Annotated in this window: 20 protein-coding genes and 1 riboswitch; of the genes, 7 read left to right on the top strand and 13 right to left on the bottom strand. The window is 69.9% G+C overall.

Annotated features, from left to right (window positions below):
* Positions 1 to 2: 2 nt before the first annotated feature.
* From mnmG to EPN98_RS05080, 3 genes are all read right to left on the bottom strand, one after another.
* Entirely contained in the window at positions 3 to 1,853 is a 1,851-nt protein-coding gene (mnmG, locus tag EPN98_RS05090; RefSeq protein ID WP_293361162.1) for a tRNA uridine-5-carboxymethylaminomethyl(34) synthesis enzyme MnmG, read from the bottom strand.
* Between the two features lie 289 nt (positions 1,854 to 2,142).
* The gene (mnmE, locus tag EPN98_RS05085) at positions 2,143 to 3,480 is read right to left on the bottom strand and encodes a tRNA uridine-5-carboxymethylaminomethyl(34) synthesis GTPase MnmE (RefSeq protein ID WP_293361160.1); all 1,338 of its coding nucleotides are present in this window, start codon (positions 3,478 to 3,480) and stop codon (positions 2,143 to 2,145) included.
* Positions 3,477 to 3,710: a DUF6489 family protein gene (locus EPN98_RS05080; RefSeq protein ID WP_293361158.1), complete on the bottom strand. Its 234-nt coding sequence runs from the start codon at positions 3,708 to 3,710 to the stop codon at positions 3,477 to 3,479. The genes mnmE and EPN98_RS05080 overlap by 4 nt, the downstream gene beginning before the upstream one ends.
* A 186-nt stretch (positions 3,711 to 3,896) precedes the next feature.
* Between EPN98_RS05080 and EPN98_RS05075 the strand changes: the two genes are divergently transcribed.
* Together EPN98_RS05075 and EPN98_RS05070 are read left to right on the top strand one after the other, a co-directional pair.
* Positions 3,897 to 4,592, top strand: a complete 696-nt coding sequence (locus EPN98_RS05075; RefSeq protein ID WP_293361156.1) for a dienelactone hydrolase family protein — start codon at positions 3,897 to 3,899, stop codon at positions 4,590 to 4,592.
* Entirely contained in the window at positions 4,592 to 5,560 is a 969-nt protein-coding gene (locus tag EPN98_RS05070; RefSeq protein WP_293361154.1) for a quinone oxidoreductase, read from the top strand. The genes EPN98_RS05075 and EPN98_RS05070 overlap by 1 nt, the downstream gene beginning before the upstream one ends.
* A 298-nt stretch (positions 5,561 to 5,858) precedes the next feature.
* Here the strand turns inward: EPN98_RS05070 and EPN98_RS05065 are convergent, their stop codons facing one another.
* The 5 genes from EPN98_RS05065 to hemE form a co-directional block, all read right to left on the bottom strand.
* Positions 5,859 to 6,458 carry a glutathione S-transferase family protein gene (locus EPN98_RS05065; RefSeq protein WP_293361152.1) on the bottom strand — a complete coding sequence of 200 codons (600 nt, stop codon included), beginning with the start codon at positions 6,456 to 6,458 and terminating at the stop codon, positions 5,859 to 5,861.
* Positions 6,459 to 6,728: 270 nt separating this feature from the next.
* Complete coding sequence (gene rho, locus EPN98_RS05060) at positions 6,729 to 8,174, bottom strand: transcription termination factor Rho (protein ID WP_293361150.1); 1,446 nt, start codon at positions 8,172 to 8,174, stop codon at positions 6,729 to 6,731.
* A gap of 229 nt (positions 8,175 to 8,403) precedes the next feature.
* Positions 8,404 to 8,880, bottom strand: coding sequence for a CopD family protein (locus EPN98_RS05055; protein WP_293361148.1), 477 nt, complete (start codon positions 8,878 to 8,880; stop codon positions 8,404 to 8,406).
* Positions 8,877 to 9,899 carry a ferrochelatase gene (gene hemH / locus EPN98_RS05050; RefSeq protein ID WP_293361146.1) on the bottom strand — a complete coding sequence of 341 codons (1,023 nt, stop codon included), beginning with the start codon at positions 9,897 to 9,899 and terminating at the stop codon, positions 8,877 to 8,879. The genes EPN98_RS05055 and hemH overlap by 4 nt, the downstream gene beginning before the upstream one ends.
* The gene (gene hemE / locus EPN98_RS05045) at positions 9,896 to 10,948 is read right to left on the bottom strand and encodes a uroporphyrinogen decarboxylase (protein WP_293361144.1); all 1,053 of its coding nucleotides are present in this window, start codon (positions 10,946 to 10,948) and stop codon (positions 9,896 to 9,898) included. Before hemE ends, hemH begins: the two co-directional genes overlap by 4 nt.
* 481 nt (positions 10,949 to 11,429) lie before the next feature.
* On the opposite strand from hemE, the gene EPN98_RS05040 reads away from it, so the two are divergent.
* Genes EPN98_RS05040 through coaE form a run of 4 tightly spaced genes read left to right on the top strand, consistent with a single transcriptional unit; the run spans position 11,430 to position 14,321 of the window.
* The gene (locus EPN98_RS05040; RefSeq protein WP_293361220.1) at positions 11,430 to 12,305 is read left to right on the top strand and encodes a pyruvate, water dikinase regulatory protein; all 876 of its coding nucleotides are present in this window, start codon (positions 11,430 to 11,432) and stop codon (positions 12,303 to 12,305) included.
* Complete coding sequence (locus EPN98_RS05035; protein WP_293361142.1) at positions 12,302 to 12,892, top strand: Maf family protein; 591 nt, start codon at positions 12,302 to 12,304, stop codon at positions 12,890 to 12,892. The genes EPN98_RS05040 and EPN98_RS05035 overlap by 4 nt, the downstream gene beginning before the upstream one ends.
* Positions 12,889 to 13,734, top strand: a complete 846-nt coding sequence (locus EPN98_RS05030) for a shikimate dehydrogenase (protein ID WP_293361140.1) — start codon at positions 12,889 to 12,891, stop codon at positions 13,732 to 13,734. The genes EPN98_RS05035 and EPN98_RS05030 overlap by 4 nt, the downstream gene beginning before the upstream one ends.
* Positions 13,731 to 14,321, top strand: coding sequence for a dephospho-CoA kinase (gene coaE, locus EPN98_RS05025; RefSeq protein ID WP_293361138.1), 591 nt, complete (start codon positions 13,731 to 13,733; stop codon positions 14,319 to 14,321). Before EPN98_RS05030 ends, coaE begins: the two co-directional genes overlap by 4 nt.
* Positions 14,322 to 14,340: 19 nt before the next feature.
* On the opposite strand, the gene EPN98_RS05020 is transcribed toward coaE, so the two are convergent.
* The gene (locus EPN98_RS05020; protein WP_293361137.1) at positions 14,341 to 15,750 is read right to left on the bottom strand and encodes a short-chain fatty acyl-CoA regulator family protein; all 1,410 of its coding nucleotides are present in this window, start codon (positions 15,748 to 15,750) and stop codon (positions 14,341 to 14,343) included.
* A gap of 196 nt (positions 15,751 to 15,946) precedes the next feature.
* Between EPN98_RS05020 and EPN98_RS05015 the strand changes: the two genes are divergently transcribed.
* Entirely contained in the window at positions 15,947 to 16,351 is a 405-nt protein-coding gene (locus tag EPN98_RS05015; protein ID WP_293361135.1) for a MerR family transcriptional regulator, read from the top strand.
* 186 nt (positions 16,352 to 16,537) lie between these two features.
* On the opposite strand, the gene purH is transcribed toward EPN98_RS05015, so the two are convergent.
* The 4 genes from purH to EPN98_RS04995 form a co-directional block, all read right to left on the bottom strand.
* The gene (gene purH / locus EPN98_RS05010; RefSeq protein WP_293361133.1) at positions 16,538 to 18,130 is read right to left on the bottom strand and encodes a bifunctional phosphoribosylaminoimidazolecarboxamide formyltransferase/IMP cyclohydrolase; all 1,593 of its coding nucleotides are present in this window, start codon (positions 18,128 to 18,130) and stop codon (positions 16,538 to 16,540) included.
* Between the two features lie 23 nt (positions 18,131 to 18,153).
* Positions 18,154 to 18,238, bottom strand: a riboswitch (ZMP/ZTP riboswitch).
* Between the two features lie 78 nt (positions 18,239 to 18,316).
* Positions 18,317 to 19,999 (bottom strand): heparinase II/III family protein, encoded by a 1,683-nt coding sequence (locus EPN98_RS05005; protein ID WP_293361131.1) that lies wholly within the window; start codon positions 19,997 to 19,999, stop codon positions 18,317 to 18,319.
* 8 nt (positions 20,000 to 20,007) lie between these two features.
* A complete protein-coding gene (gene rpe / locus EPN98_RS05000) occupies positions 20,008 to 20,667 on the bottom strand; it encodes a ribulose-phosphate 3-epimerase (protein WP_293361129.1) in 660 nt (219 codons plus the stop codon).
* Between the two features lie 44 nt (positions 20,668 to 20,711).
* On the bottom strand, positions 20,712 to 21,995 hold the full coding sequence (locus EPN98_RS04995; protein WP_293361127.1) for an RsmB/NOP family class I SAM-dependent RNA methyltransferase: 1,284 nt from the start codon (positions 21,993 to 21,995) through the stop codon (positions 20,712 to 20,714).
* Between the last annotated feature and the right edge of the window lie 21 nt (positions 21,996 to 22,016).

The raw sequence follows: 22,016 nt of genomic DNA, 5'->3' as shown, positions 1-22,016 counted from the left end.
CTTCAGGCCGCGCGCCGGCGGACATGGGCGAGCAGGGCCGTGAGCGCGCCGGGGGTCACGCCCTCAATGCGGGCGGCCTGGCCCAGGGTGAGCGGGCGGACGGCGGCCAGCTTCTCCCGGACTTCGTTCGAGAGGCCACCGATGGCGGCGTAGTCGAGGCTCGCCGGCAGACGCAGGTCTTCGTCGCGGCGGAAGGCCTCGGCGTCGGCGGCCTGGCGGTCGAGGTAGCCTGCATACGAGGCGTCGATCTCGATCTGCTCACGCACGGCCGACGCCCAGTCGCCGATCCGGGGCCAGATGCGGGCGAGGTCGTCGAAGCTGATCGTGGGGTAGGCCAGCAGTTCGAGCACGTTGCGGCGCTGCCCGTCGGCCTTCACCGGCAGGCCGGCCTTCGCGGCGGCGGCGGGCGTAAGCGTCAGCGCGTGCGCCATGGCGCGGGCCTCGGCGAGTTGACCATGTTTGACTTGCCACACGTCCCGGCGTTTCGCGCCGACCACGCCGAGGTCGACGCCCTTGCCGGTCAGGCGCTGGTCGGCGTTGTCGGCGCGCAGCGTCAGGCGGAACTCGGCGCGGCTGGTGAACATTCGATAGGGCTCGGTGACGCCTCGGGTCACGAGGTCGTCGATGAGCACGCCGATGTAGGCTTCGTCGCGGGCGAACTGGGCCGGCTCGGCGCCCGAGGCCGCGCGGGCCGCGTTGAGGCCGGCGACCAGCCCCTGCGCCGCGGCCTCCTCGTAGCCGGTGGTGCCGTTGATCTGGCCGGCCAGGTAGAGGCCGGCGAGGCGCTTGATCTCAAGCGTCGGATAGAGCTCGCGCGGATCGACGTAGTCGTACTCGATCGCGTAGCCGTGGCGTTTCACGTGGACGTTCTCGAGCCCCGGGATTGTGCGCAGGAACAGGTCCTGGGTCTCGGCCGAGACCGAGGTGGAGATGCCGTTCGGATAGACCGTCGTGTCATCGAGGCCCTCGGGTTCGAGGAAGATCTGGTGACTGGTCTTGTCGGCGAAGCGGACGACCTTGTCCTCGATCGACGGGCAGTAGCGCGGGCCGCGACCCGTGGCGCGGCCGCCGTAGACGGCGCTCTCGCCCAGGCGCTCGGCGATGATCCGGTGGGTCTCGGCGGTGGTGTAGGTGATGCCGCAGGCGATCTGCGGGACGATGATACGGTCGGTCAGGAACGAGAACGGGATCGGCTCGGCGTCGGCGTCCTGCATCTCCAGGCGGTCCCAGGCGATGGTCGCGCCATCGAGGCGGGCCGGTGTGCCGGTCTTGAGGCGGCCCATCCTGGCGCCCAGGGCGTAGAGCCGGTCGGAGAGGCCGATGGCTGGGGCGTCCCCGATGCGGCCGGCGGGGATGCGCAGCTCGCCCTGATGGATTACGCCCTTCAGGAAGGTGCCGGTGGTCAGGACCACGCGGCCGGCGGCATAGGTCTCGCCGCTGGCGCCCACGACGCCGGTGACCCGGCCGTTGTCGACGTTGAGGTCCTCGACCGCCTCGGCCTTGATCGTGAGGTTCGCGGTGGCGGCGAGCTCGGCCTGCATGGCCTCGCGGTAGAGCCTGCGGTCGATCTGGCTGCGCGGTCCGCGCACCGCGGCGCCCTTCGAGCGGTTGAGCATGCGGAACTGGATGCCGGACACGTCGGCCAGGCGGCCCATGACGCCGTCGAGGGCGTCGATCTCGCGGACCAGGTGGCCCTTGCCCAGGCCGCCGATGGCCGGGTTGCAGCTCATCTCGCCGATGGTCTCGACCTTGTGGGTGAGCAGCAGGGTGCGCGCGCCGAACCGGGCCGAGGCCGCGGCGGCTTCACATCCGGCGTGTCCGCCGCCGATGACGATAACGTCCCAGGTGGTCATGGTGGGCGGCATATAGGGGAAATGGCCCGCGGTTTCACGTGAAACAGTTGGGGGTGTGTGGGCGGGGCGTCAGGCACGGTAGGAGCGGAGGCCCCCTCCACCGCTTCGCGGTCCCCCTCCCCCTGCGGGGGAGGAACTGGGCGATTTCCCTCCCCTTTATGGGGAGGGTGGCGAGGCGAAGCCGAGAAGGGTGGGGACGTCACGATCCTTCCCGACCTCAGCACTCCGGCCCCCACTTCCCCACCCTGGCCGCTGCGCGGCCTGTCCCTCCCCACAAGGGGGAGGGAAATCACTTGCCGATGCAGAAGGTGGAGAAGATGCGGCCGAGGACCTGCTCGGGGTCGATGCGGCCGGTGATGCGGTCGAGAGCGCGGGCGGCGAGGCGGACGTCTTCGGCGGCGAGTTCCAGGTGTTCGTCCTGCCCCAGCGCGTGGCGGAGGCGGTCGGCGGCCTCGCTGAGGAGTTCCTGGTGCCGCAGACGGGTGGCGGCGGGGGGCTCGGCGCCGGCCAGGGCGTCGACGACGCGTTCTTCCAGGGTCGATTTCAGCCAGGCCAGGTCGCCGGGGCCCTTGGAGGTCATCTCAGCCGTACCGAGGCCCAGGCGTCTTGCCTGCTGCGCGGCCCAGGCGCCTATCGCCCCGGACGGCAGGTCGCGCTTGGTGATCAGACAGAGGTCTCCAGCGCGAAGTTCCATCGGGACCTGAATGGCCGCGTCGCTGGAGCCGTCCACCAGCCAGAGCCGCAGGTCGGCGCCGGCGGCCCAGGCCCGGGCGCGACGCACGCCTTCGGCCTCGATCTCGTCGCCGGTCTCGCGCAGGCCGGCGGTGTCGGCGAGCAAGGCCTTGTAGCCGGCCAGCACCATCGGAACCTCGATGATGTCACGGGTGGTCCCCGGCGTGGCGGTGACGATGGCCGCCTCGCGCCCGGCGAGCGCGTTCAGCAGCGTGCTCTTGCCGGCGTTGGGCGCGCCAATCAGGGCGATCCGGTACCCCTCCCGCACGCGCTCGCCCCGCTCGGCGTCGGCCGCGGCCTGCTCGAGTTCGGCCACCAGTCGCTCCAGGGCGGGCCGTGCGCGGGCCGCGACGTCCTGCGGCACCTCCTCGTCGGGAAAGTCGACCGCGGCCTCCAGCATGGCCAGGGCCTCGACCAGCATGTCGCTCCACCGCGCATGGACCTGGGACAGGCGCCCGCCCAGCTGGTCCAGCGCCTGGCGCCGCTGGGCGTCGGTTTCGGCGTCGACCAGATCGGCGACGCCCTCGGCCTGGGCCAGGTCGAGCTTGCCATTCTCGAAGGCGCGCCGCGTGAACTCGCCGGGCTCGGCCAGCCGCAGCCCCTGCCCTGCCAGCGCGTTCAGCAGCGCCGTCATGACGGCCGCGCCGCCGTGCACGTGAAACTCGACCACGTCCTCGCCCGTGTAGCTCTCGGGCCCTTCGAAGAAGAGGATCAGGGCGCGGTCGATCTCATCGCCGCTCTCGTCCTGCAGGGCCCGCAGGGTCGCGCGTCGCGCGGGCGGAACGCCGCCGCACAGGGCGTCCAGCGCCTCGCGGGTCCTGGGCCCCGACACGCGCACCACCGCCACCGCCGCCCGGCCCGCCGCCGTGGCCGGCGCGTAGATGGTGTCGGTCATTTCCGGGTGGTGGTCGCCGCTTCCATGAACTTGCGGAACTGCTCCTGCGCCCCGGTCCCGAAGGACATCCAGTTCTTCATGAAGTCCTCGGGGTTGAGCATGTTGATGTTGGCGTCGATGCGCTTGGACATCTCGCTGACCAGGTGCTCGTTCAACCCGCTCACGTCCGGCAGACCCATGAACCGCCGGGCCTCCTCGGGGGTGCAATCCACCTCGATGGTCATCTTCATGACAAATGGCCCTTTCTATCGTGACCCACATATGGCCGTGACCCGGGCCATTGCGCTAGAGCGTTCGGCGACAGACATGGCGTAAGCGCCCCCTCTACCGCTTCGCGGCCCCCCTCCCCCCGCTGGCATGGGGGAGGACCTTGAGCGGTGGGGGCGGTTGCAGACCACAGCTAAGAGGATGGGATGATGGGCGAGCGTATCAGGATCCAGACGCCGGACGGCGAGTTCTCGGCCTATGTGGCGCGGCCCAAGGCCGAGAAGGCCCCCGCCGTGATCGTGATCCAGGAGATCTTCGGCGTGAACCAGGTGATGCGCGACATCACCGACGGGCTGGCCGCCCAGGGCTATCTGGCTGTCTGTCCCGACCTCTTCTGGCGGATCGAGCCCGACATCGACATCACCGACCAGTCCGAGGCCGAGTGGAAGCGGGCGTTCGAGCTGTTCAACGCCTTCGACACCGACCTGGGCGTGAAGGACATCCAGGCGACGATCAAGGCGGCCCGCGCCGACCGCCAGGCCAACGGCAAGGTGGGCGCCGTTGGCTTCTGTCTGGGCGGCAAGCTGGCCTACCTGACGGCGACCCGAACCGATGCGGACGCGGCGGTCTCGTACTATGGCGTGGGTATCGAGACCCTGACAGCCGAGGCCGAGAAGCTGACGCGGCCGCTTCTGATGCACATCGCGGAGGAGGATGCGTTCGTGCCGAAGGAGGCGCAGGCCATCATTCAGCAGGCGCTCAAGGATCATCCGCAGATCGAGATCCAAACGTATCCGGGCCGCGATCATGCCTTCGCCCGCGTGGGCGGTGAGCATTATCATGAGGCCGATGCGAAGCTGGCCGGCGGCCGGACCCTGCAATTCTTCCAGAGGACGATCGGCTGATGCGCGCGGTTCGGTTTGAGAAGACGGGCGGACCCGAGGTCCTCGAGGTCGTCGAGGTGGATACGCCCGAGCCGAAGGCTGGCCAGGTGCGGGTCCGCCACGAAGCCATTGGGCTCAACTTCATCGACACCTACCACCGCACCGGGCTCTACCCCGTGAAACTGCCCTGTATTCCGGGCGGCGAGGCGGCCGGTGTGGTCGAGGCGGTCGGCGATGGCGTGACCCGGCTGAAGGCCGGCGATCGTATCGCCTACACCGGCGGGTTCGGCGCTTATGCCGAGGCAAACGTGGTGCAGGCCGACCGGGCCGTGAAGCTGCCGGAGGGCATCGACACGCGGACGGCCGCGGCGATCCTGCTGAAGGGCATGACCACCGAGGCCCTGATCCGCCGGACCTATCCGGTGAAGGCGGGCGACACGGTGCTGGTGCACGCGGCTGTCGGCGGCGTGGGCCAGATCATGACCCAGTGGCTCAAGGCCCTGGGCGCCGAGGTGATCGCCACGGTGGGGTCCGAGGCCAAGGCGGCGAAGGCGCGCGAACTCGGCGCCGACCACGTCATCCTCTACCGCGACCAGGGCGTGGCCGCCGAGGTCCGCCGGATCACCGGCGGCAAGGGCGTGCCGGTGGCCTATGATGCGGTCGGCAAGGACACTTTCGAAGGGACGCTGAGCAGCCTGGCGCGGCGAGGCCTGTTCGTCAGCTTCGGCAACGCCTCGGGCCCGGTTCCGCCGTTCCCGCCCGCCCGGCTCGCGGCCGGGGGATCGCTGTACCTGACCCGTCCCACCCTGTTCGACTACATCGTCACGCCCGAGGAGCTGGACGCCTCGGCCGCCGCGGTGTTCGAGGTCGTGATGTCAGGCAAGGTGAAGATCGAGATCGGCCAGACCTTCACTTTGACCGACGCCCGGAAGGCGCACGAGGCGCTCGAGGGCCGCGCGACGGTTGGGGCGAGCTTGCTGATTCCGTAGGCCGTAGTTGCTGGGGTCGCGCGGCGGGGAGGAAGCCCCTCCACCACTTCGTGGTCCCCCTCCCCCTGCGGGGGAGGAACTCGGGGCGCAAACGGCAAGCGCCCGGCGAGCGGGTGTTTCACGTGAAACAGTGGAGCTAGTCATACCGGTAGAGCCGGTGATTCGTCCCCCCGGTATGGCCAAGTCAAGCTGCGGCGCGCCGTCGCACGGCGCCTCTGTCGCGCACGGGGACGGCCAAGGATACCGCCACCGCGGCTAAATTCGCGACAGGGCCAATTTCGGTTCTCCGCCACTGATTCTATTCAACTTTTTCGAGGCTGTAAGCACGCCGGTATGCGGGCCGCAGACGTAAGCCGTCGCGATAGGCCTTCACGCGCGCCGTCAGAAGGTCGCCCAAGCCTAGATGGCTCGACAAGGTGATGACGAACCCGATCGACAGGTCGGCGAGCGTGAAACGGTCCGCGACCAGGAATGCGCGGCCGTCGCCCAGGCGCCGCTCGATCACGTCCAGCCGATCGGCGAACTGCTGGCGCGCGTGTTCGAGGATCCACGGGTCGCGCGCTCCGAACCGCCGGGCCCAGGCCTGCGGCGGCTGTAGCGTCGCCTCGCCGAACTGGGCGATCTGAAGATAGTCCCAGTAGCCGGCATCGCCGGGGTCGAGGTGCAGGTCGCCGCCGAACGTGCGGCTGATGTACTCGCAGATGGCGAGGCTCTCGATCAGGCGGACATCGCCATGCTCGAGCAGCGGCACGGTGCCGGCCGGGTTCAGCTTGCGGAAGTCCGGATCGTCACCCGGCGGCCAGGGGATCTCGACCAGCCTGTAGGGCGCGCCCACCTCCTCGCAGGCCCACACCACCCGCTGATGCCGCGCCGCACCGGAGCCGTAGATGGTGAGCATGATGGTGGTCTCCCTGAGCGGGAGTGGGCGATGAGGGTGGCGGGGCGTCAATGGCCAGTTGGGGACGACTTCCCCACAATGGCTGTCATCCCGGTTTGGGCGCAGCCCAAGACCGGGACCCAACCCGCCCGTGCTCTACGCTGTCGGAAGCTGGCTCTTACCCCTGGCGCCCCCCACCAAAAGACGGAGCACCTGATGGTTGGGTCCCGGTCTTCGCCTGCGGCGAAACCGGGATGACAGCCTGTATTAAGCGTGACGCCTGCGAAGGCGTTACGTGTTCATCGACTGGAAGAAGTCGTCGTTGTTCTTCGACTGTCGCAGCTTATCCAGCAGGAACTCGATCGCGTCCTGGGCGCCCATCGGATTGAGAATCCGCCGCAGGATGTAGGTCTTCTGCAGGTTGGTCTTCTCGGTGATGAGCTCTTCCTTGCGGGTGCCGGACTTGAGCACGTCGATCGCGGGATAGATGCGCTTGTCGGCGACCTTGCGGTCGAGGACGATTTCCGAGTTACCGGTGCCCTTGAACTCTTCGAAGATGACTTCGTCCATCCGCGAGCCGGTATCGATCAGCGCCGTGGCGATGATGGTCAGCGAGCCTCCCTCCTCGATGTTCCGCGCCGCGCCGAAGAAGCGTTTGGGGCGCTGCAGGGCGTTGGCGTCGACACCGCCGGTCAGCACCTTGCCCGAAGACGGCACCACGGTGTTGTAGGCGCGGCCCAGGCGGGTGACCGAGTCCAAAAGGATCACGACGTCGCGCTTGTGCTCGACCAGGCGCTTGGCCTTTTCGATGACCATTTCGGCCACCTGCACGTGGCGGGTCGCCGGCTCGTCGAAGGTGGAGGAGATGACCTCGCCCTTCACGGTGCGCTGCATGTCGGTCACTTCTTCCGGGCGCTCGTCGATCAGCAGAACGATGAGGTAGCACTCGGGGTGGTTGGTCTCGATCGACTTGGCGATGTTCTGCAGCATCACCGTCTTGCCGACGCGCGGCGGGGCGGTGATCAGGCAGCGCTGGCCCTTGCCGAGCGGGGCGACGATGTCGATGACGCGGCCCGAGCGGTCCTTCAGCGTGGGATCCTGGATTTCCATCGTCAGGCGCTGGTCGGGATAGAGCGGCGTCAGGTTGTCGAACATCACCTTGTGGCGGACGTTCTCGGGCGCCTCGAAGTTGATCTGGCGCACGTTCACCAGGGCGAAGTAGCGCTCGCCCTCGCGCGGCGCGCGGACGGCGCCGACGACGGTGTCGCCGGTGCGCAGGCCGAACTTCCGGATCTGCGAGGGGCTGACGTAGACGTCGTCCGGGCCCGGCAGGTAGTTGGCTTCGGGCGAGCGCAGGAAGCCGAAGCCGTCCTGCACCACTTCCAGCGTGCCCGAGCCCTCGATCTCGACACCCTCTTCGGCGAGGGTCTTGAGGATCGCGAACATCATGTCCTGCTTGCGCATGGAGTTCGCGGATTCGACCTCCATCTGCTCGGCGAAGGCCAGCAGGTCGGCGGACGATTTGTCCTTCAGCTCCTGCAGCGACATGCGGGTGAGGCCCATGGCGGCGATCGCCTTGGCGGCCTGGCTGGGCTCTTCCGGCTCGTCGTCGCCCTCGGCGTCGGCGGTCGCGGCATCCTCGCCTTCAACCTCGACGACGCTGGTGTCGGGCGTCTCGGCTTCGGCCTCGGGGGTTTCGATGTCGTCGGCGGGGGTATCTTGGGTTTCGTCAGTCATTTGATTTCACTTGAGATTGACGCACGCCAAGACGGAGTCCCGGCGCGGTCTGGAAACGATGTGGGCGCTGGGCAGCGCCGATGTGGTTTCGTGGAGACCGGTGGATCTGCGGGCGAAGGCTGGCAGGACCGGTGAAAGGCGGGGCGCGCCGGAGCCCGACGCGTAGGTGAGGGGAACCACGGATGGGGGTGTGGGTCAAGCGATCCGACCCCGCTCCCTAGGGAAGGACCTATCGCGCCCAGAACTGGAGGGTGACGGCGAGCACAGCCACAACCGCGGCCAGGAACGGCAGCTCGTTGGTGGCGCGCCAGAACTTGGCGGTCTTGGGGCGCTGGCCGGCCAGGAACTTCTTATACGAGCCGGCGAGGAAGCCATGCCAGCCCGAGAGGAAGATCACCGCGGCAAGCTTCACCGACATCCACGGCTGGCCCAGGAACGCCCAGCCTTCGCTTGCGCCGTAGACGTGCCAGAGGATCAGGCTGACACCGAGGATCCAGGTGAGGATCATCGCCGGATTGATGATGATCTTCAGGAGCTTACGCTCCCAGACCAGGAAGTGGGCGTCGAATTCGCTGCCGGCCGGCGCGGTCTCGGTGTGGTAGGCGTAGAGCCGGGGCAGGTACATCATCCCCGCCATCCAGGCGATCACCGCGATGATGTGCAGCCCGCGCAGCAGGTCGAAGCTGAGGAATTCCGGCCAGCTCATTTCGCGCCCCCTTTGCACGGGCATTTGCCATGCGTCGCGGGACAGCGCCAAGCGCCGTGGGGCTGGACCCCCTCACGCGGCAGGGCCGCCGTCACGGCCTTGGCCAGCTCGCCAATGAAGGCCGGCTGCACGCCGGGGGTCCGGGCGCGGAGGTAGGGCGCGACGTTGTGAGTCTGGGCGAGCTCGGCGTACTCGTGGTCCAGCTCGACCAGGGTCTCCACATGCTCGGAGACGAAGGCGATGGGCGAGACGATCACCCCCTTGCCGTCGCGGCCTGCCGCCAGGATCGCGGTCTCGGTGGATGGCTCCAGCCACCTGAGGCGCCCCACCCGGCTCTGGAAGCAGACCTGCCAGTCGGCAAGCTCGGGCAGGCGGGCGGCGACCGCGGCGGCCGTAGCCTCGATCTGCGCCTGGTAGGGATCGCCACCGTCGACCACCTGCTGCGGCAGGCCGTGGGCCGAGAACAGCAGGCGCACATTGGCGGGCTTTCCGGCCGCTTCCCAGACCTTGCGGATCTCGGTGGCGTGGGCGTCGGCGACCCCGTCCGAGGTGGGGTAGCAGCAGACGGTGCGGGTGCGGCCGGGGCCGCTGTAGACCTCTTCCCACTCCTTCACCGACGAGCCGGTCGTGGTGGTGGAAAACTGTGGATACAGCGGCAGCAGGACAATCTCGTCCGGCGCGTAGGCGGCGACCTCGCGGGCCGTCTCGGCGGCGAACGGCTTCCAGTAACGCATGGCGATGAAGACGCGGGCCTCGTGGCCCTGGGCCTTGAGCTCCGCTTCCAGCGCTTTCGCTTGGGCCTCAGTCTCGGGCAGCAGCGGCGAACGGCCCCCCATGATGGCGTAGTTGGCCTGGGCGGGCTTGTTGCGGGTGGTCGAGATCAGGGCGGCCAGCGGGTAGCGGGCCAGCGCCGGCAGCTGGATGATCGCCGGGTCGCGGAACAGGTTGAACAGGAACGGCCGCACAGCCTTCAGGCTGTCGGGTCCGCCCAGGTTGAAGAGAACGACGGCGAGCTTCACGCGGCGGCCATCGCTGTGGCTTTCTTCCCCGTCACGCGCTCAACGACGCGGGCGATGTGCTCGATGGGGGTGTCGGGCATGACGCCGTGGCCCAGGTTGAAGATGTAGGGTCCGCCCGACCACTGCTCGAGCAGGGTGTCGACCCGAGCGTCTAGCGCCGGACCGCCCGCGAGCAGCAGCAGATTGTCGAGCGCGCCCTGGATCGCCTGGCCGCCGGCCTGGATCCTGCGGCCCAGCGCGGCGCTGGCCTGGGTGTCGAGGGCGACGGCCTGGACGGGGACCTCGGCGGCGTAGCGTTCCACCAGGGCGCCGGCGCTGCGGGGGAAGCCAATGAAGGGCGTGTCGACGCCGGCGGCGCGAACCTTCTCGATGATGCGCCGGTGCGGGCCGATCACGATGCGTTCGAAGACGTCCTCGGCCAGGTTGTCAGCCCAGCTCTCGAACAGCTTCAGCACCTGGGCGCCGGATTTCGACTGCATGACGAGGTAGCGGGCGGTCGCCTCGACCAGGACATCCAGCAGGGCGTCGAGCTCGTCGGCGTGACGGTAGGCGTAGGTGCGGGCGGCCTCGCGCTGGGAGCCGCGGCCCTCCAGCATGTAGGTGGCCACGGTCCAGGGGGCGCCGGCGAACCCGATCAGGGCGCGGTCGGGCTCCAACTCGGCGCGGACCCGGCTCAGGGTCTCGCCGATGTTGGACAGCTTGGCGGTAGACCCGTCGATGGCGTCCTGCAGATCGCCGATGCGGGGCAGCGGGCCCAGCCGGGGGCCTTCGCCGGCCTCGAACCAGACCTCCTGGCCCAGGGCCTGGGGGATCAGCAGGATGTCGGCGAAGACGATGGCTGCGTCCATCGGGAAGCGGCGCATGGGCTGCATCGTCGCCTCGGCCGCCTTCTCGGGATCGAAGCAGAACGAGATGAAGTCGCTGGTCGTCGCCCGCAGCGCCCGGTACTCGGGCAGCGACCGACCGGCTTGGCGCATGAACCACACCGGCGGGCGATCCAGGGTCTCTCCGGCCAGGGTGCGCAGGAGGCGGGGCGTCTCGGTCGTCATTGGCCCCTTAAAGCCCCTTGGCCCGCAAGGCTCAAGCCCGCCCGGGAAGACCTTCTTCTCTTCTAACCAAAAGGAATCTTGAAAGGATGGAAGCAGGAGAGGTTAGGCCTGCCGACAGTGGGGAAAAGATTGACAATCCCTTGACGGCCAACAGCTCGCCCACAGGCCGTCCCAGGTTTGCGACGTGGGTGTGAAAGGCCTGTGAGTCCCGGGGACAGACAGCTTGCAGGCTTGAAGCCATTGGATTTTGGCCGGGCCGGGGCGGGAACAGTCCCGGGCGCCGCCGGCGATGTCCCGGCATTCCCCGAGCGCGCCCGCGAAACGGCGCCCCGGCGGATCAGGCTGGGGGTTAATGAGAGGTTAACGCCACGAACTGTCCTCGTGTTTCCTTTGCGTCGCGCTCGACGGCCGGCGCGGCGCTCTCTATCCCCATCGCGAGACACAGCCGCTAAACAGACGTCCACAGGTTTCGTCCCCAAGGATATTTTCGGAGCCCGTCCGCTTGCCGAACTCAGCACCGCCCAGGCTCGCCACCTACTTCCATGTCCACCTGGTCTCGGACTCGACCGGTGAGACGCTGAACGCCATGGCGCGCGCCGTCTGCGCCCGGTTCGAGAACGTGCTGCCCATCGAGCACATCTACGCCCTCGTCCGCTCGCAGCGACAGCTGGACCGGGCTCTGGGCGACATCGAGGAGGCGCCGGGCATCGTTCTGCACACCATTGTGGACGACCAGCTGCGTGCAGCGCTGGAGGAGGGCTGCCGGCGGATGGACATGCCATGCTTGCCGGCCCTGGATCCGCTGGTAGCGGCGATGCAGCGCTACCTGGGGGCGGCCACGACCACCCGGGTGGGCGCGCACCTGCGGCTGGACAACGACTACTTCAACCGCATGGACGCCCTGAACTACGCCATTGGCCACGACGACGGCCAGGGCGGGCAGGATCTGGATCAGGCCGACGTGGTGCTGCTGGGCGTGTCGCGGACGTCGAAGACGCCGACCTGTATCTACCTGGCGCACCGGGGCATCCGGGCGGCGAACGTGCCGCTGGTGCCGGGCCGGCCGCTGCCGGAAAAGCTGATGACGCTTAAGAACGCGCTGATCGTGGGCCTGCTGATCTCGCCCGACCGGCTGATCCAGATCCGGCGCAACCGCCTGCTCAGCCTGAAAGAAAACCGCGATACCAGCTACACCGAGCAGGAAGCGGTGCGGGAAGAGATCATCGCGGCGCGGCGTCTGTACGAGCGCAACAACTGGCCCACCATCGATGTGACCCGCCGCTCGGTCGAGGAAACGGCCGCTGCGGTCTTGAACCTGCTGCACAAGGGGCACGGCCAGGTCGAGGTGCTGGGGTGAGCCTGATCCTGGCGTCGAAGAGCGCGGCCCGGCGCGCGGTGCTGGACGGCGCTGGCGTCCGCTACGAGGCGCGCGTGGCCGGTGTCGACGAGGATGCGGTGAAGACCTCGCTCCTCGCCGAGGGCGCTGGCCCCCGCGAGATCGCCGATGCGCTGGCCGAGCTGAAGGCGATCCGGGTGTCCGCGGGGCGGCCCGACTTCGTGATCGGCTCGGACCAGACGCTGGACCTGGACGGTCAGCTCTATGACAAGGCCGAGAGCGTGGAGGCGGCCCGCGAGCGCCTGAGGTTGCTGCGCGGCCGGACCCACAAGCTGCACTCGGCGGTGGTGGTGGCCAAAGAGGGCGCGCCGATCTGGCGCGAGATCGTCACCGCCAGCCTGACGATGCGCGACTTCTCCGACGCCTTCCTCGAGGAGTATCTGGCGCAGGAGGGGGAGCACGCGCTGGGGTCGGTGGGCTGCTACCGTCTGGAGGGTCCTGGCGCGCAACTGTTCTCGAAGATCGAGGGTGACTACTTCGCCATCCTGGGGCTGCCGCTCATGGGCCTGCTGGCTCTGCTGCGCCGCCATGGGGAGCTGGCGGAATGATCACCGGAAAGACGGTGGTCGCCGGCGTGGTCGGCCACCCGGTCAGCCACTCCATGTCGCCGCGCCTGCACAACGCCTGGCTCGCGGCCGCGGGGATCGACGGGGTCTATGTGCCGTTCGCGCCAGGCGCCCACGGATTTCAGCGGCTGGTCGAGGGCTTCCGCGGCGGGGCGATCCGGGGGGTGAACGTCACCCTGCCCTTCAAGGAGCAGGCGCTGAAACTGGCCGACCGGCGGACCGACCTGGCCGAGCGGGCGGCGGCGGCGAACCTGCTGCTGTTCGAACCCGACGGCCGCATCCTGGCGGACAACACCGACGGCGTGGGCTTGATGCGGGCCTTCGCGCTCCAGGCGCCGAAGTGGAGCGCCGATCGGGGACCGGTGACGGTGGTGGGCGCCGGCGGGGCGGCCCGGGGGGCGGTGGCGGCGCTGCTCGCGGCAGGGGCGCCCAAGGTGTTCGTGGTCAACCGGACGCTGGAGAAGGCCGAGGCCATCGCCCAGGCGCTGGGGCCGCAGGTGAAGCCGCTGCCGCTGCTGCACGCGGTGGGCGCGCTGCGGGACTCGACGGCGGTGATCAACGCCACGTCGGCCGGCGTGGGCGCCGGGACCGGGTTGGACCTGCCGCTGGAGGCGACGCCAGACGGCTGCGTGGTCATGGACATGTTCTACAAGCCGGTGGTGACGCCGTTCCTGGAACAGGCCCAGGGCCTGGGCCGGCCGATCGTCGACGGGCTGCAGATGCTGATCGGCCAGGCCGAGCCGTCGTTCGAGGCGTTTTTCGGAGCGTGGCCGCCGGCCGAAGTGGATGTGCGGGCGCTGGCGCTGGAGGCTATTGGGCAATGAAGATCATCGGCCTGACGGGCTCGATCGGGATGGGCAAGTCCACGACCGCGGCGATGTTCCGCGAGGCGGGGATCCCGGTCTATGACGCCGACGCCGAGGTGCATAAGGCCTACGACGTGGGCGGGGCGGCGGTGGAACCGGTGGGCGCGGCGTTCCCGGGCGTCGTGAAGGACGGCAAGGTCGACCGCGAGGAGCTGCGCAAGCGCGTGCTGGGCAATCCCGAAGCGCTGAAGGTGTTGAACGGCATCGTCCACCCCATCGTGGGCCGGGCGCGGGCGGCGGTGTTCGAGGAGGCCGAGAAGGCCGGGGCCGACATGGTGGTCCTGGACGTGCCGCTGATCTTCGAGACCGGCGGCGAGAAGAACATGCACAAGGTGATCGTGGTGTCAGCCCCGGCCGAGATGCAGCGGGCCCGCGTGCTGGCGCGGGAGGGCATGACGCCCGAACGCCTGGACGCGATCCTGGCCCAGCAGACGCCCGACGCCGAAAAGCGGGCGCGCGCCGATTATGTGGTCGACACGGGCCAGGGCCTGGACGCGGCGCGCGCGCAGGTGACGAAGATCATCGAGGACCTGCGGCGGACGTGAGCGGCCTGTAGTCCGCGCGTCAGGGCCCCAGCCTGAACGGCACCGTCCGGCGTTCGTGCTGCGGCACGCTGAGGCGGCGGTCCACCGGCGGGAAGGCGCGCTGGGCGCAGTTGTCGCGTTCGCAGATGCGGCAGCTGGTCCCGATCGGGGCCGCCGGACCCTTCAGGTCCAGGCCTTCGGAATAGACCAGCTCGTGGGCGTGCTCGATCTCGCAGCCGAAGCCCAGGACGTAGCGGCGGTCGGGCGTCAGGTAGCTTTCGGACCGCTTCACCACCGCGCGCGCCACGCACAGGTAGCGGACGTTGTCGGGCATGGCCGCCACCTGCACCAGGAACCGGTCAGGGGAGGCCACCGCGTCGTGGACGTTCCACAAGGGGCATGCGCCCCCGAAGCGGGCGAAGCGGAAGCGGGTGGCGCTGTGGCGCTTGGTGATGTTGCCGGCATAGTCCAGCCGCACGAAGTACATCGGCACGCCCCGCTGGCCGGGTCGCTGCAGGGTCGACAGCCGGTGGCACACCTGCTCGAGGCTGGCTCCGAACAGCGCGGCCAGCTGCTCCACGTCGTGGCGAAGCTCGCGCGCGGAAGCCGAAAAGCGGCGGTAGGGCGTGAGAAGCGCGCCGGCCGCATAGTTGCCCAGGCCCACGCGACAGACATCCACCGCCTCGCGGCTCTTGAACCTCGCCTGGCCGAGCTCGTGCTCGATAAGGTCGGACAGGTTGGCCACCGTCACGTGGAAGGCCATCTGGAATGCCCGGGTGGCCGCCGGCTGACTGGCGTTGATCCACAGCTCATGGGTGGCCGGGTCGTAGCGGCGCATCACGTCGCCCAGCGCCGCGTAGCGCACCCGCACGCCCAGGCGCTCGCGCAGGTACATCTCCATCAGCATGTCGGGCGAACCGGACGCGTCGAGGCCGATCTCCTGGGCCAGGTCCTCGGCCGCATGGTCCAGGCTGTCGACGTAGTTGTCCTTGAAGTGGAAGAAGTCGCGAACCTCTTCGTAGGGCAGGAGCGAGCTGGCGGCCGTGGCCTCGTCCAGCGACACGGCCTCTTCGGTCAGCTTCAGGCGCTCGCCCAGACGGTGGTTGGCGCGGTGCAGGTCCAGGAAGCGCCGGGCCAGGGCCGGCGACTGCTGGGCCACCTGGCGCAGCTCGGACAGGGGGATCGGGTCGTCCCCGGCCACGTCGGCCACCGCCTCGCGCAGGTCGGCGATCAGGCGCTGGTCGTCATCCGCTTCGAAGGTCGACGCAGGAACGCCGAACGTCTCGATCAGCCCCATCAGCACACGGTCGGTGACGGGCCGCTGGTTGGCCTCGATCTGCGAAAGATAGCTGACCGAGATGCCGAGCCGGCGGGCGCAGGACTCCAGCCGCCACCCGTGCCGCGCCCTCAGCGCCCGCACCTTCGGCCCCACAAATAGCTTGTAGCGCATTTTGCAATTTCACAAACGAGGGTCGGCGGGAGGCCAATTCTTCGCACGCTTTTCCTTGTCGCGCGAAGGAAAACGAGGCTCCCTCCCGGTCGCGCCTCACGGAACGTGATCCTTCTCAGCTCCACAACGCAACTTTGCGGACCTGTGGATGGATCGACCGGCGAAGGCGTGAGGAACGCTCCAACGGACAGGACCCATGACTGTCGAGAACATCCATCATCTGCCCCGCCTCGGCATGGCCGGCGCCATGCGCCTTTTCGGCCTGACGGCCCGCGCCCTGCGTTTCTATGAGGAGAAGGGACTGGTCGAGGCCCGCCGCGACCGGCTGAACGCCCGCTTCTATGACCCGGCGGCGCGCCGGCGGCTGGAGTGGATTTCGCGCCTGCGCAAGGCGGGCGTCTCGCTGCCCGATATCGAGGAAGTGCTGCACGCCGAGGACGAAGGCGCCAGCGGCCGCGAATGCGCCATGCGCAAGCTGGAGGCCCGCCGCGAGGCGCTGGCCGCCGAGATGGGCCGCCTGGACCAGGCGCTGACCGAGTTCAAGTCGGCCCCGGCCGCCCCCTCGGCCCCGCGCCGCCTGGGCGTGACGGCGCAAGCCTAGGCACACCACCGATTGTCATCCCGGTTTCGCCGCGAGGCGAAGACCGGGACCCAACCGTCGGGCGCTCTGCGTTTGCCAGGGCGCCCTCGGCGTTGGGCCACCTACTTCAACACCGAGCACGAGCAGGTTGGGTCCCGGTCTTTGGCTGCGCCAAAACCGGGATGACAGCGGTTGTGTGCGCCTAGACTAGTGGCGGAAGACGCGAACGCCGGTGAAGACCATGGCGATGCCGCGCTCGTCCGCCGCCTCGATCACCTTGTCGTCGCCGATGGAGCCGCCTGGCTGGATCACCGCCGTGCAACCGGCGTCGGCCGCCTGGATCAGCCCGTCCGGGAACGGGAAGAAAGCTTCCGACGCGCAGGCCGAGCCCTTCAGGTCCAGCCCGAAGTCCGCCGCCCGCAGCGCGGCGATCCGCGCCGAGTCCTTGCGGTTCATCTGGCCCGCGCCGACGCCCAGGGTCTGGCCGTCGCGGGCGTAGACGATGGCGTTCGACTTCACGTGCTTGGCGATCGTGAAGGCGAACAGCATGTCGCGGATCTCGGCCTCGGTGGGCGCGCGCTTGGTGACCACCTTGAGGTCTGCCGCAGTCAGGCGCGCCGTGTCGCGGCCCTGGACCAGGAAGCCGCCCGAGACCGACTTGAACGTCTCGCCGGGGGCCATGGGGTCGGGCAGGCCGCCGGTGACGAGAAGGCGCACGTTCTTCTTCTTGCGGAACAGCGCGATGGCGTCCTCGTCAGCCTCCGGCGCGATCACCACCTCGGTGAAGATCTCCAGCGCCTTGGCCGCGGTGGCCGCATCGAGGCGGCTGTTCAGCGCCACGATGCCGCCGAACGCGCTGGTGGGGTCGCAGGCCAGGGCCCGCTCGTAGGCTTCCAGCAGCGAGGCGCCGGTGGCCACGCCGCACGGGTTGGCGTGCTTGATGATGGCGCAGGCGGGGCCGGCGGTGGGATCGAACTCGGCGATCAGCTCGAAGGCGGCGTCGGTGTCGTTGATGTTGTTGTAGCTGAGCTCCTTGCCCTGCAGCTGGGTGGCCGTGGCCACGCCGATCCGCGGGTTGGGGAAGCGGTAGAAGCTGGCCGCCTGATGCGGGTTCTCGCCATAGCGCATGGTCTGAGCCAGCTCGCCGGCGATCGACTTGCGGGCCGGCGCGGTCTCGCCCAGCTGCTGGGCGAACCAGGCCGAGATGGCGGAATCGTACGAGGCCGTGCGTCCATAGGCGCGGGCGGCGAGGCGCTTGCGGAGCGCCAGCGAGGTGGCGCCGCCTTCCGCCAGTTCGGCCAGCACCTCGGCCATGTCGGCCGGATCGGTGCAGATGGCGACGTAGCCGTGGTTCTTGGCCGCTGAGCGGATCATCGCCGGGCCGCCGATGTCGATGTTCTCGACGCAGGCAGCGTAGTCGCCGCCCGCGGCCACCGTCGCCTCGAACGGGTAGAGGTTCACGTAGACCAGATCGATCGCGCCGATGCCGTGCTCGTCCATCGCCTGCTTGTGGGCCGGCGCGTCGCGCACGCCCAGCAGGCCGCCGTGGACGATGGGGTGCAGGGTCTTCACCCGCCCGTCCATCATCTCGGGGAAGCCGGTGAGGTCGGAGACGTCCTTCACCGGCAGGCCGGCGTCGGCGATGGCCTTGCGGGTGCCGCCGGTGGAGACCAGTTCGACGCCCAGGGCGGCGAGCTGCTTGGCGGCGTCGACCAGGCCGGTCTTGTCCGAGACCGACAGCAGGGCGCGGCGGACGATGACCTTGTCGGGGGCGGGCGGGAAATCGGGGGCTGCGGGCACGGCATTCTCCTCTGAAGTTCCAAGAGAAATGCCCAGGCGCGCGGCGGAGTATGGTCGCCGCGCTCCCCGGTGGTCGCCCACCTCTAGTCGCCAGTCACGCGGGATGGCGGCGGATTAGGCTGCAGCGGGCAGCGGGTCAATGTCCCGCCGCCTCTCCCGGCGGGAAAGGCTCAGACACTTGCGGGTTCAGCTACCCCTCGCCTCGCCAGATGGCTGGCGCGCAGGCGCAAGCTTCCATCGCACCCGGGCGCCGGAATCGGCCCGCCGTTGGCCCGTCATCACCAGCTGCGATCCGGGCCGACCGCGCCGCGCCAGGGGCTCCACGACGATGTCGAGCGCGTCGTTGCGCAGGATCCAGCCGTCGCTCACGCCCTCGACCCGCAGGAGCACGCTGCGCCGGTCCTGGCTGACCAGGGCGCGCACACCCGGCGCCAGGGGAAAGCGCACAGTATAGGGCACGAAGTGGCGGCCGTCGGGACCCTGGGCCTTGGCGGTCGGGGTCAGCCGATCCTCGCCGCGCAGCTCGCCGGCGCGTAGATCGAGATAGAGCCGGCGCTGATGCATCAGCCCGTGGCGACGCATCCAGCCGTGGTGTGCCAGATCCAGCCACAGCGCCTCCGGCGCCTCGTGGCGCTGGACATCGACGGCGGCGTCACAATCCACCAGGCGCGCGCCGAGGGCGCGCCCCGCAAAACCGCTCAGGAAACGACCGAGGCCGGCGTCACCCACCTCGACGGTGGCGCCGCCGGCCAGCGCCCGTCCCGTCCCGCTGATCAGGCGGTGGCCGGCCACCAGCACCTCGACGCCCAGCGGCTGGACCGCCGCGGTCTGCGACCAGGGCCCGGCCGGCGGCGGCGCGACATCCACCATCACCTGCAGCCCGCGCGAGTCCAGCCGCTGGACGCCGCCAAGTTCCGTGGGGGTAGGCCGGTCCCCGGTCTCGTCCTGGGCGCGGGCGGCGGCGACATAGGGCGCGGTGCGCGGACGACCGCCGTGGAAGGTGGCCAGGGCTCCGTCGGCCAGGGTGGCGAAGCGGACACCGGCGGCCAGCCGGTCGATCGCCCGCTGCACCGCATCGGGCGCGGCCTGGCCCTTCTGGATCAGCGCGTCATCCAGCGTCTGCAGGTCGAACAACAGGTCCAGCGCCAGGTCGGCCCGGCGGGTGGCGTGGCCGCCGTCCGGAAGGACAGAGACGTCCAGCGCGCGCGACAGGCGCGTCAGCGCGCGGGCGAGCAGCTTGCGCCCGGCCGGGCCGCGCAGCGCGGCGCCCGCCACGGCGGCGGCCACGCTGCGCTGGGCGCTCTCGGCCACGTCGCCGGGGAACAGGAGGTCGCGGGCCTGGCGGGCGAGGTCCGCCGCGAGCTGGGCCGTCTCGGCCTCGGACGCGCGGGCGGCCAGCAGCGGCCCGGCGCAGGCGAGATTGTAGACCCGACGCGCCATCACCTGCGGCGCCCAGGCGAAGCTGTTCCACTTGCCGAAGAGACGGCGCCATTCCAGCACCAGCCTCAACGCCTCGGCGGCGCCTTCGGGACCCGTGGCGATCAGATGCGGCAGCCAGTCGAACCGGTGCAGCGCCTCGGCGAAACCCCGGCTGGGACTGGGGCGGTCCCAGGGGTCGCCGCGCACGCCCACCGCCAGCGACTGGCCCGCCAGCACGAACGCGCCGGCCAGGATCGCCTCTCCGGTGTCGCGGTCGGCGGGGCGGTAGTCGCGGGCCTGGATGCCGAAGCCGTCAGGTCGCGGGCCGCCGGTCACCCATCGGTAGGGGCGCGAGGCGCGCCATTCCTCGGACAGGGCGCGGCCGGTCGCGACGGCGAGCGCCAGGGCCAGATGGCGTCCGGGCAGGCGCGGCGCTGGGAGCCCGGCCATCGCGGCGGTCAGCCCCGGAGGGCGGAGATATTGGCGGCGTAACGCTCGGGGCCGCCACGGAACACAGCGGTTCCGGCCACCAGCGCTGTGGCCCCGGCGGCGATACAGAGAGGCGCGGTCTCCGGGGTGACCCCGCCGTCCACCTCCAGCGGGATGTCGCGCCCTTCGGCGTCGATCATCTTGCGCAGCGCCTCGATCTTCCGGAGCTGGGAATGCATGAAGGTCTGGCCGCCGAAGCCGGGGTTGATCGACATGACGAGGATCAGGTCGATCTCGTCCATCATCCACTGGATCACACTGGGGTCGGTGGACGGGTTGAACACCACGCCCGCCTTGGCTCCCAGCTTGCGGATCTGCTTCAGCGTGCGGTTCAGGTGCGGCCCGGCTTCGGGGTGCACGCTGATGTAGTCGGCGCCGGCCGCCCGGAAGGCCTCGAGGTAGGGGTCGGCGGGGCTGATCATCAGGTGGACGTCGAAGGGAATCTTCGCGTGGGGACGCAGCGCCTTCACGATGTCGGGGCCCAGGGTGATGTTGGGCACGAAATGGCCGTCCATCACGTCGACGTGGACCCAGTCTGCGCCGGCCGCCTCGATGGCGGCGACCTCCTCGCCCAGCTTTGCGAAATCCGAGGCGAGGATGGACGGGGCGATGATCACAGGCTTGGCCATGTCTCCGCTTACCGTGATGCGGGGCCGACTGCCAATGTCGGGCGTCAGGCCTTGCGCAGTCTCGCCACGTAGAATCCGTCGGTCCCACCCTCGCGGTGGTGGGGCAGGATGCGGAGTGTCCCGTCGTCGCGCCGCGAGGCTTCGGGCGAGCCGCCCTCGCCGGCGACGATCGGGTTCAGCGCGAAGGCCTTGTGGCGCGCCAGGAAGTGGGCGACCTGGCCCTCGCCTTCCTCGTGCTCCAGCGAGCAGACGCAGTAGACGAGGCGCCCGCCGGACTTCACCCGCCGCGCCGCCGAGTCCAGCAGCTTCATCTGAACCTGGGCCAGCTTGGGAATGTCGGCGGGGCTCGCCACCCACAGCACGTCGGGATGGCGGCGGAAGGTGCCGGTGGCCGAACATGGCGCGTCCAGCAGCACCGCGTCGAATTCGCGGGTGTCGCGCCACTCGGCGGCGTCGGCCACGGCCACCTCGGCGCCCAGGCCGGTGCGGCTGAGGTTTTCCGAGACCCGCTTGATGCGGCCGGCCGAGCGGTCGAGGGCGACCACCCTGGCCCCCGCGGCCGCAAGTTGCAGCGTCTTGCCGCCGGGCGCGGCGCACATGTCGAGCGCGGTTTCGCCCCGCTGGACGTGCAGCAGGCGGGCGGGCACGGCGGCGGAGGCGTCCTGCACCCACCAGCGGCCGGCGTCGAAGCCGGGCCAGGTCGAGATCTCGCCCTTCAGGCCGGCGCGCAGCTGGCCCTCGGCCAGAATGGTCGCCTCGAGCTCGGCGGCCACCTCGGCGGCGTCGGCAGGGTCCTGCAGCGTGACGTCGGTCGCGGGCTCGGCGGCGACCATGGCGGCGATGGCGCGCGCCGCTTCTGGCCCGTAGGCGGCGCGCCAGCGGGCGGCCAGCCATGTGGGCAACATGAGCTCGGGCTCGTCGAGGTCGACGGGGTCACGGGTGAAGCCGCGCAGCACGGCGTTGACCAGGCCCTTGAACACCTCGCCGCCCTTCTGGGCCGCAGCCAGGTCGACCGTGGCGCCTACCGCCGCGTGCGCCGGGGTCTTCAGCACCAGAAGCTGGGCGGCGCCCAGGCGCAGCACGTTCACGATCCGCTCGGGCGGAGCCTTCTTGATCCGCGACTGCAGCGCCGTGTCGATCGGCCCCAGATGGCGCAAGGTCGCCATGACCAGGGCGCGGGCGAACGCGCGGTCGCGCGGCTCCAGCGCCGCCATGGCGGGATGGTTCAGGCCTTCGTCAAGGCCGGCGCGGCGCGACAGCGCCGTTCCCAGCAGATCGAGGGCGGCGGCGCGGGCCGGAAGGCCGCGGATGTCGTCGGTTTCGCTCACGGCGGGCGGCGTGCCCGCTTG

The organism is Phenylobacterium sp. (assembly GCF_004299445.1).
Lineage (GTDB): Bacteria > Pseudomonadota > Alphaproteobacteria > Caulobacterales > Caulobacteraceae > Phenylobacterium.
The sequence above is the reverse complement of the archived record's forward strand: the minus strand, read 5'-3'. Positions and strand labels throughout refer to the sequence as shown.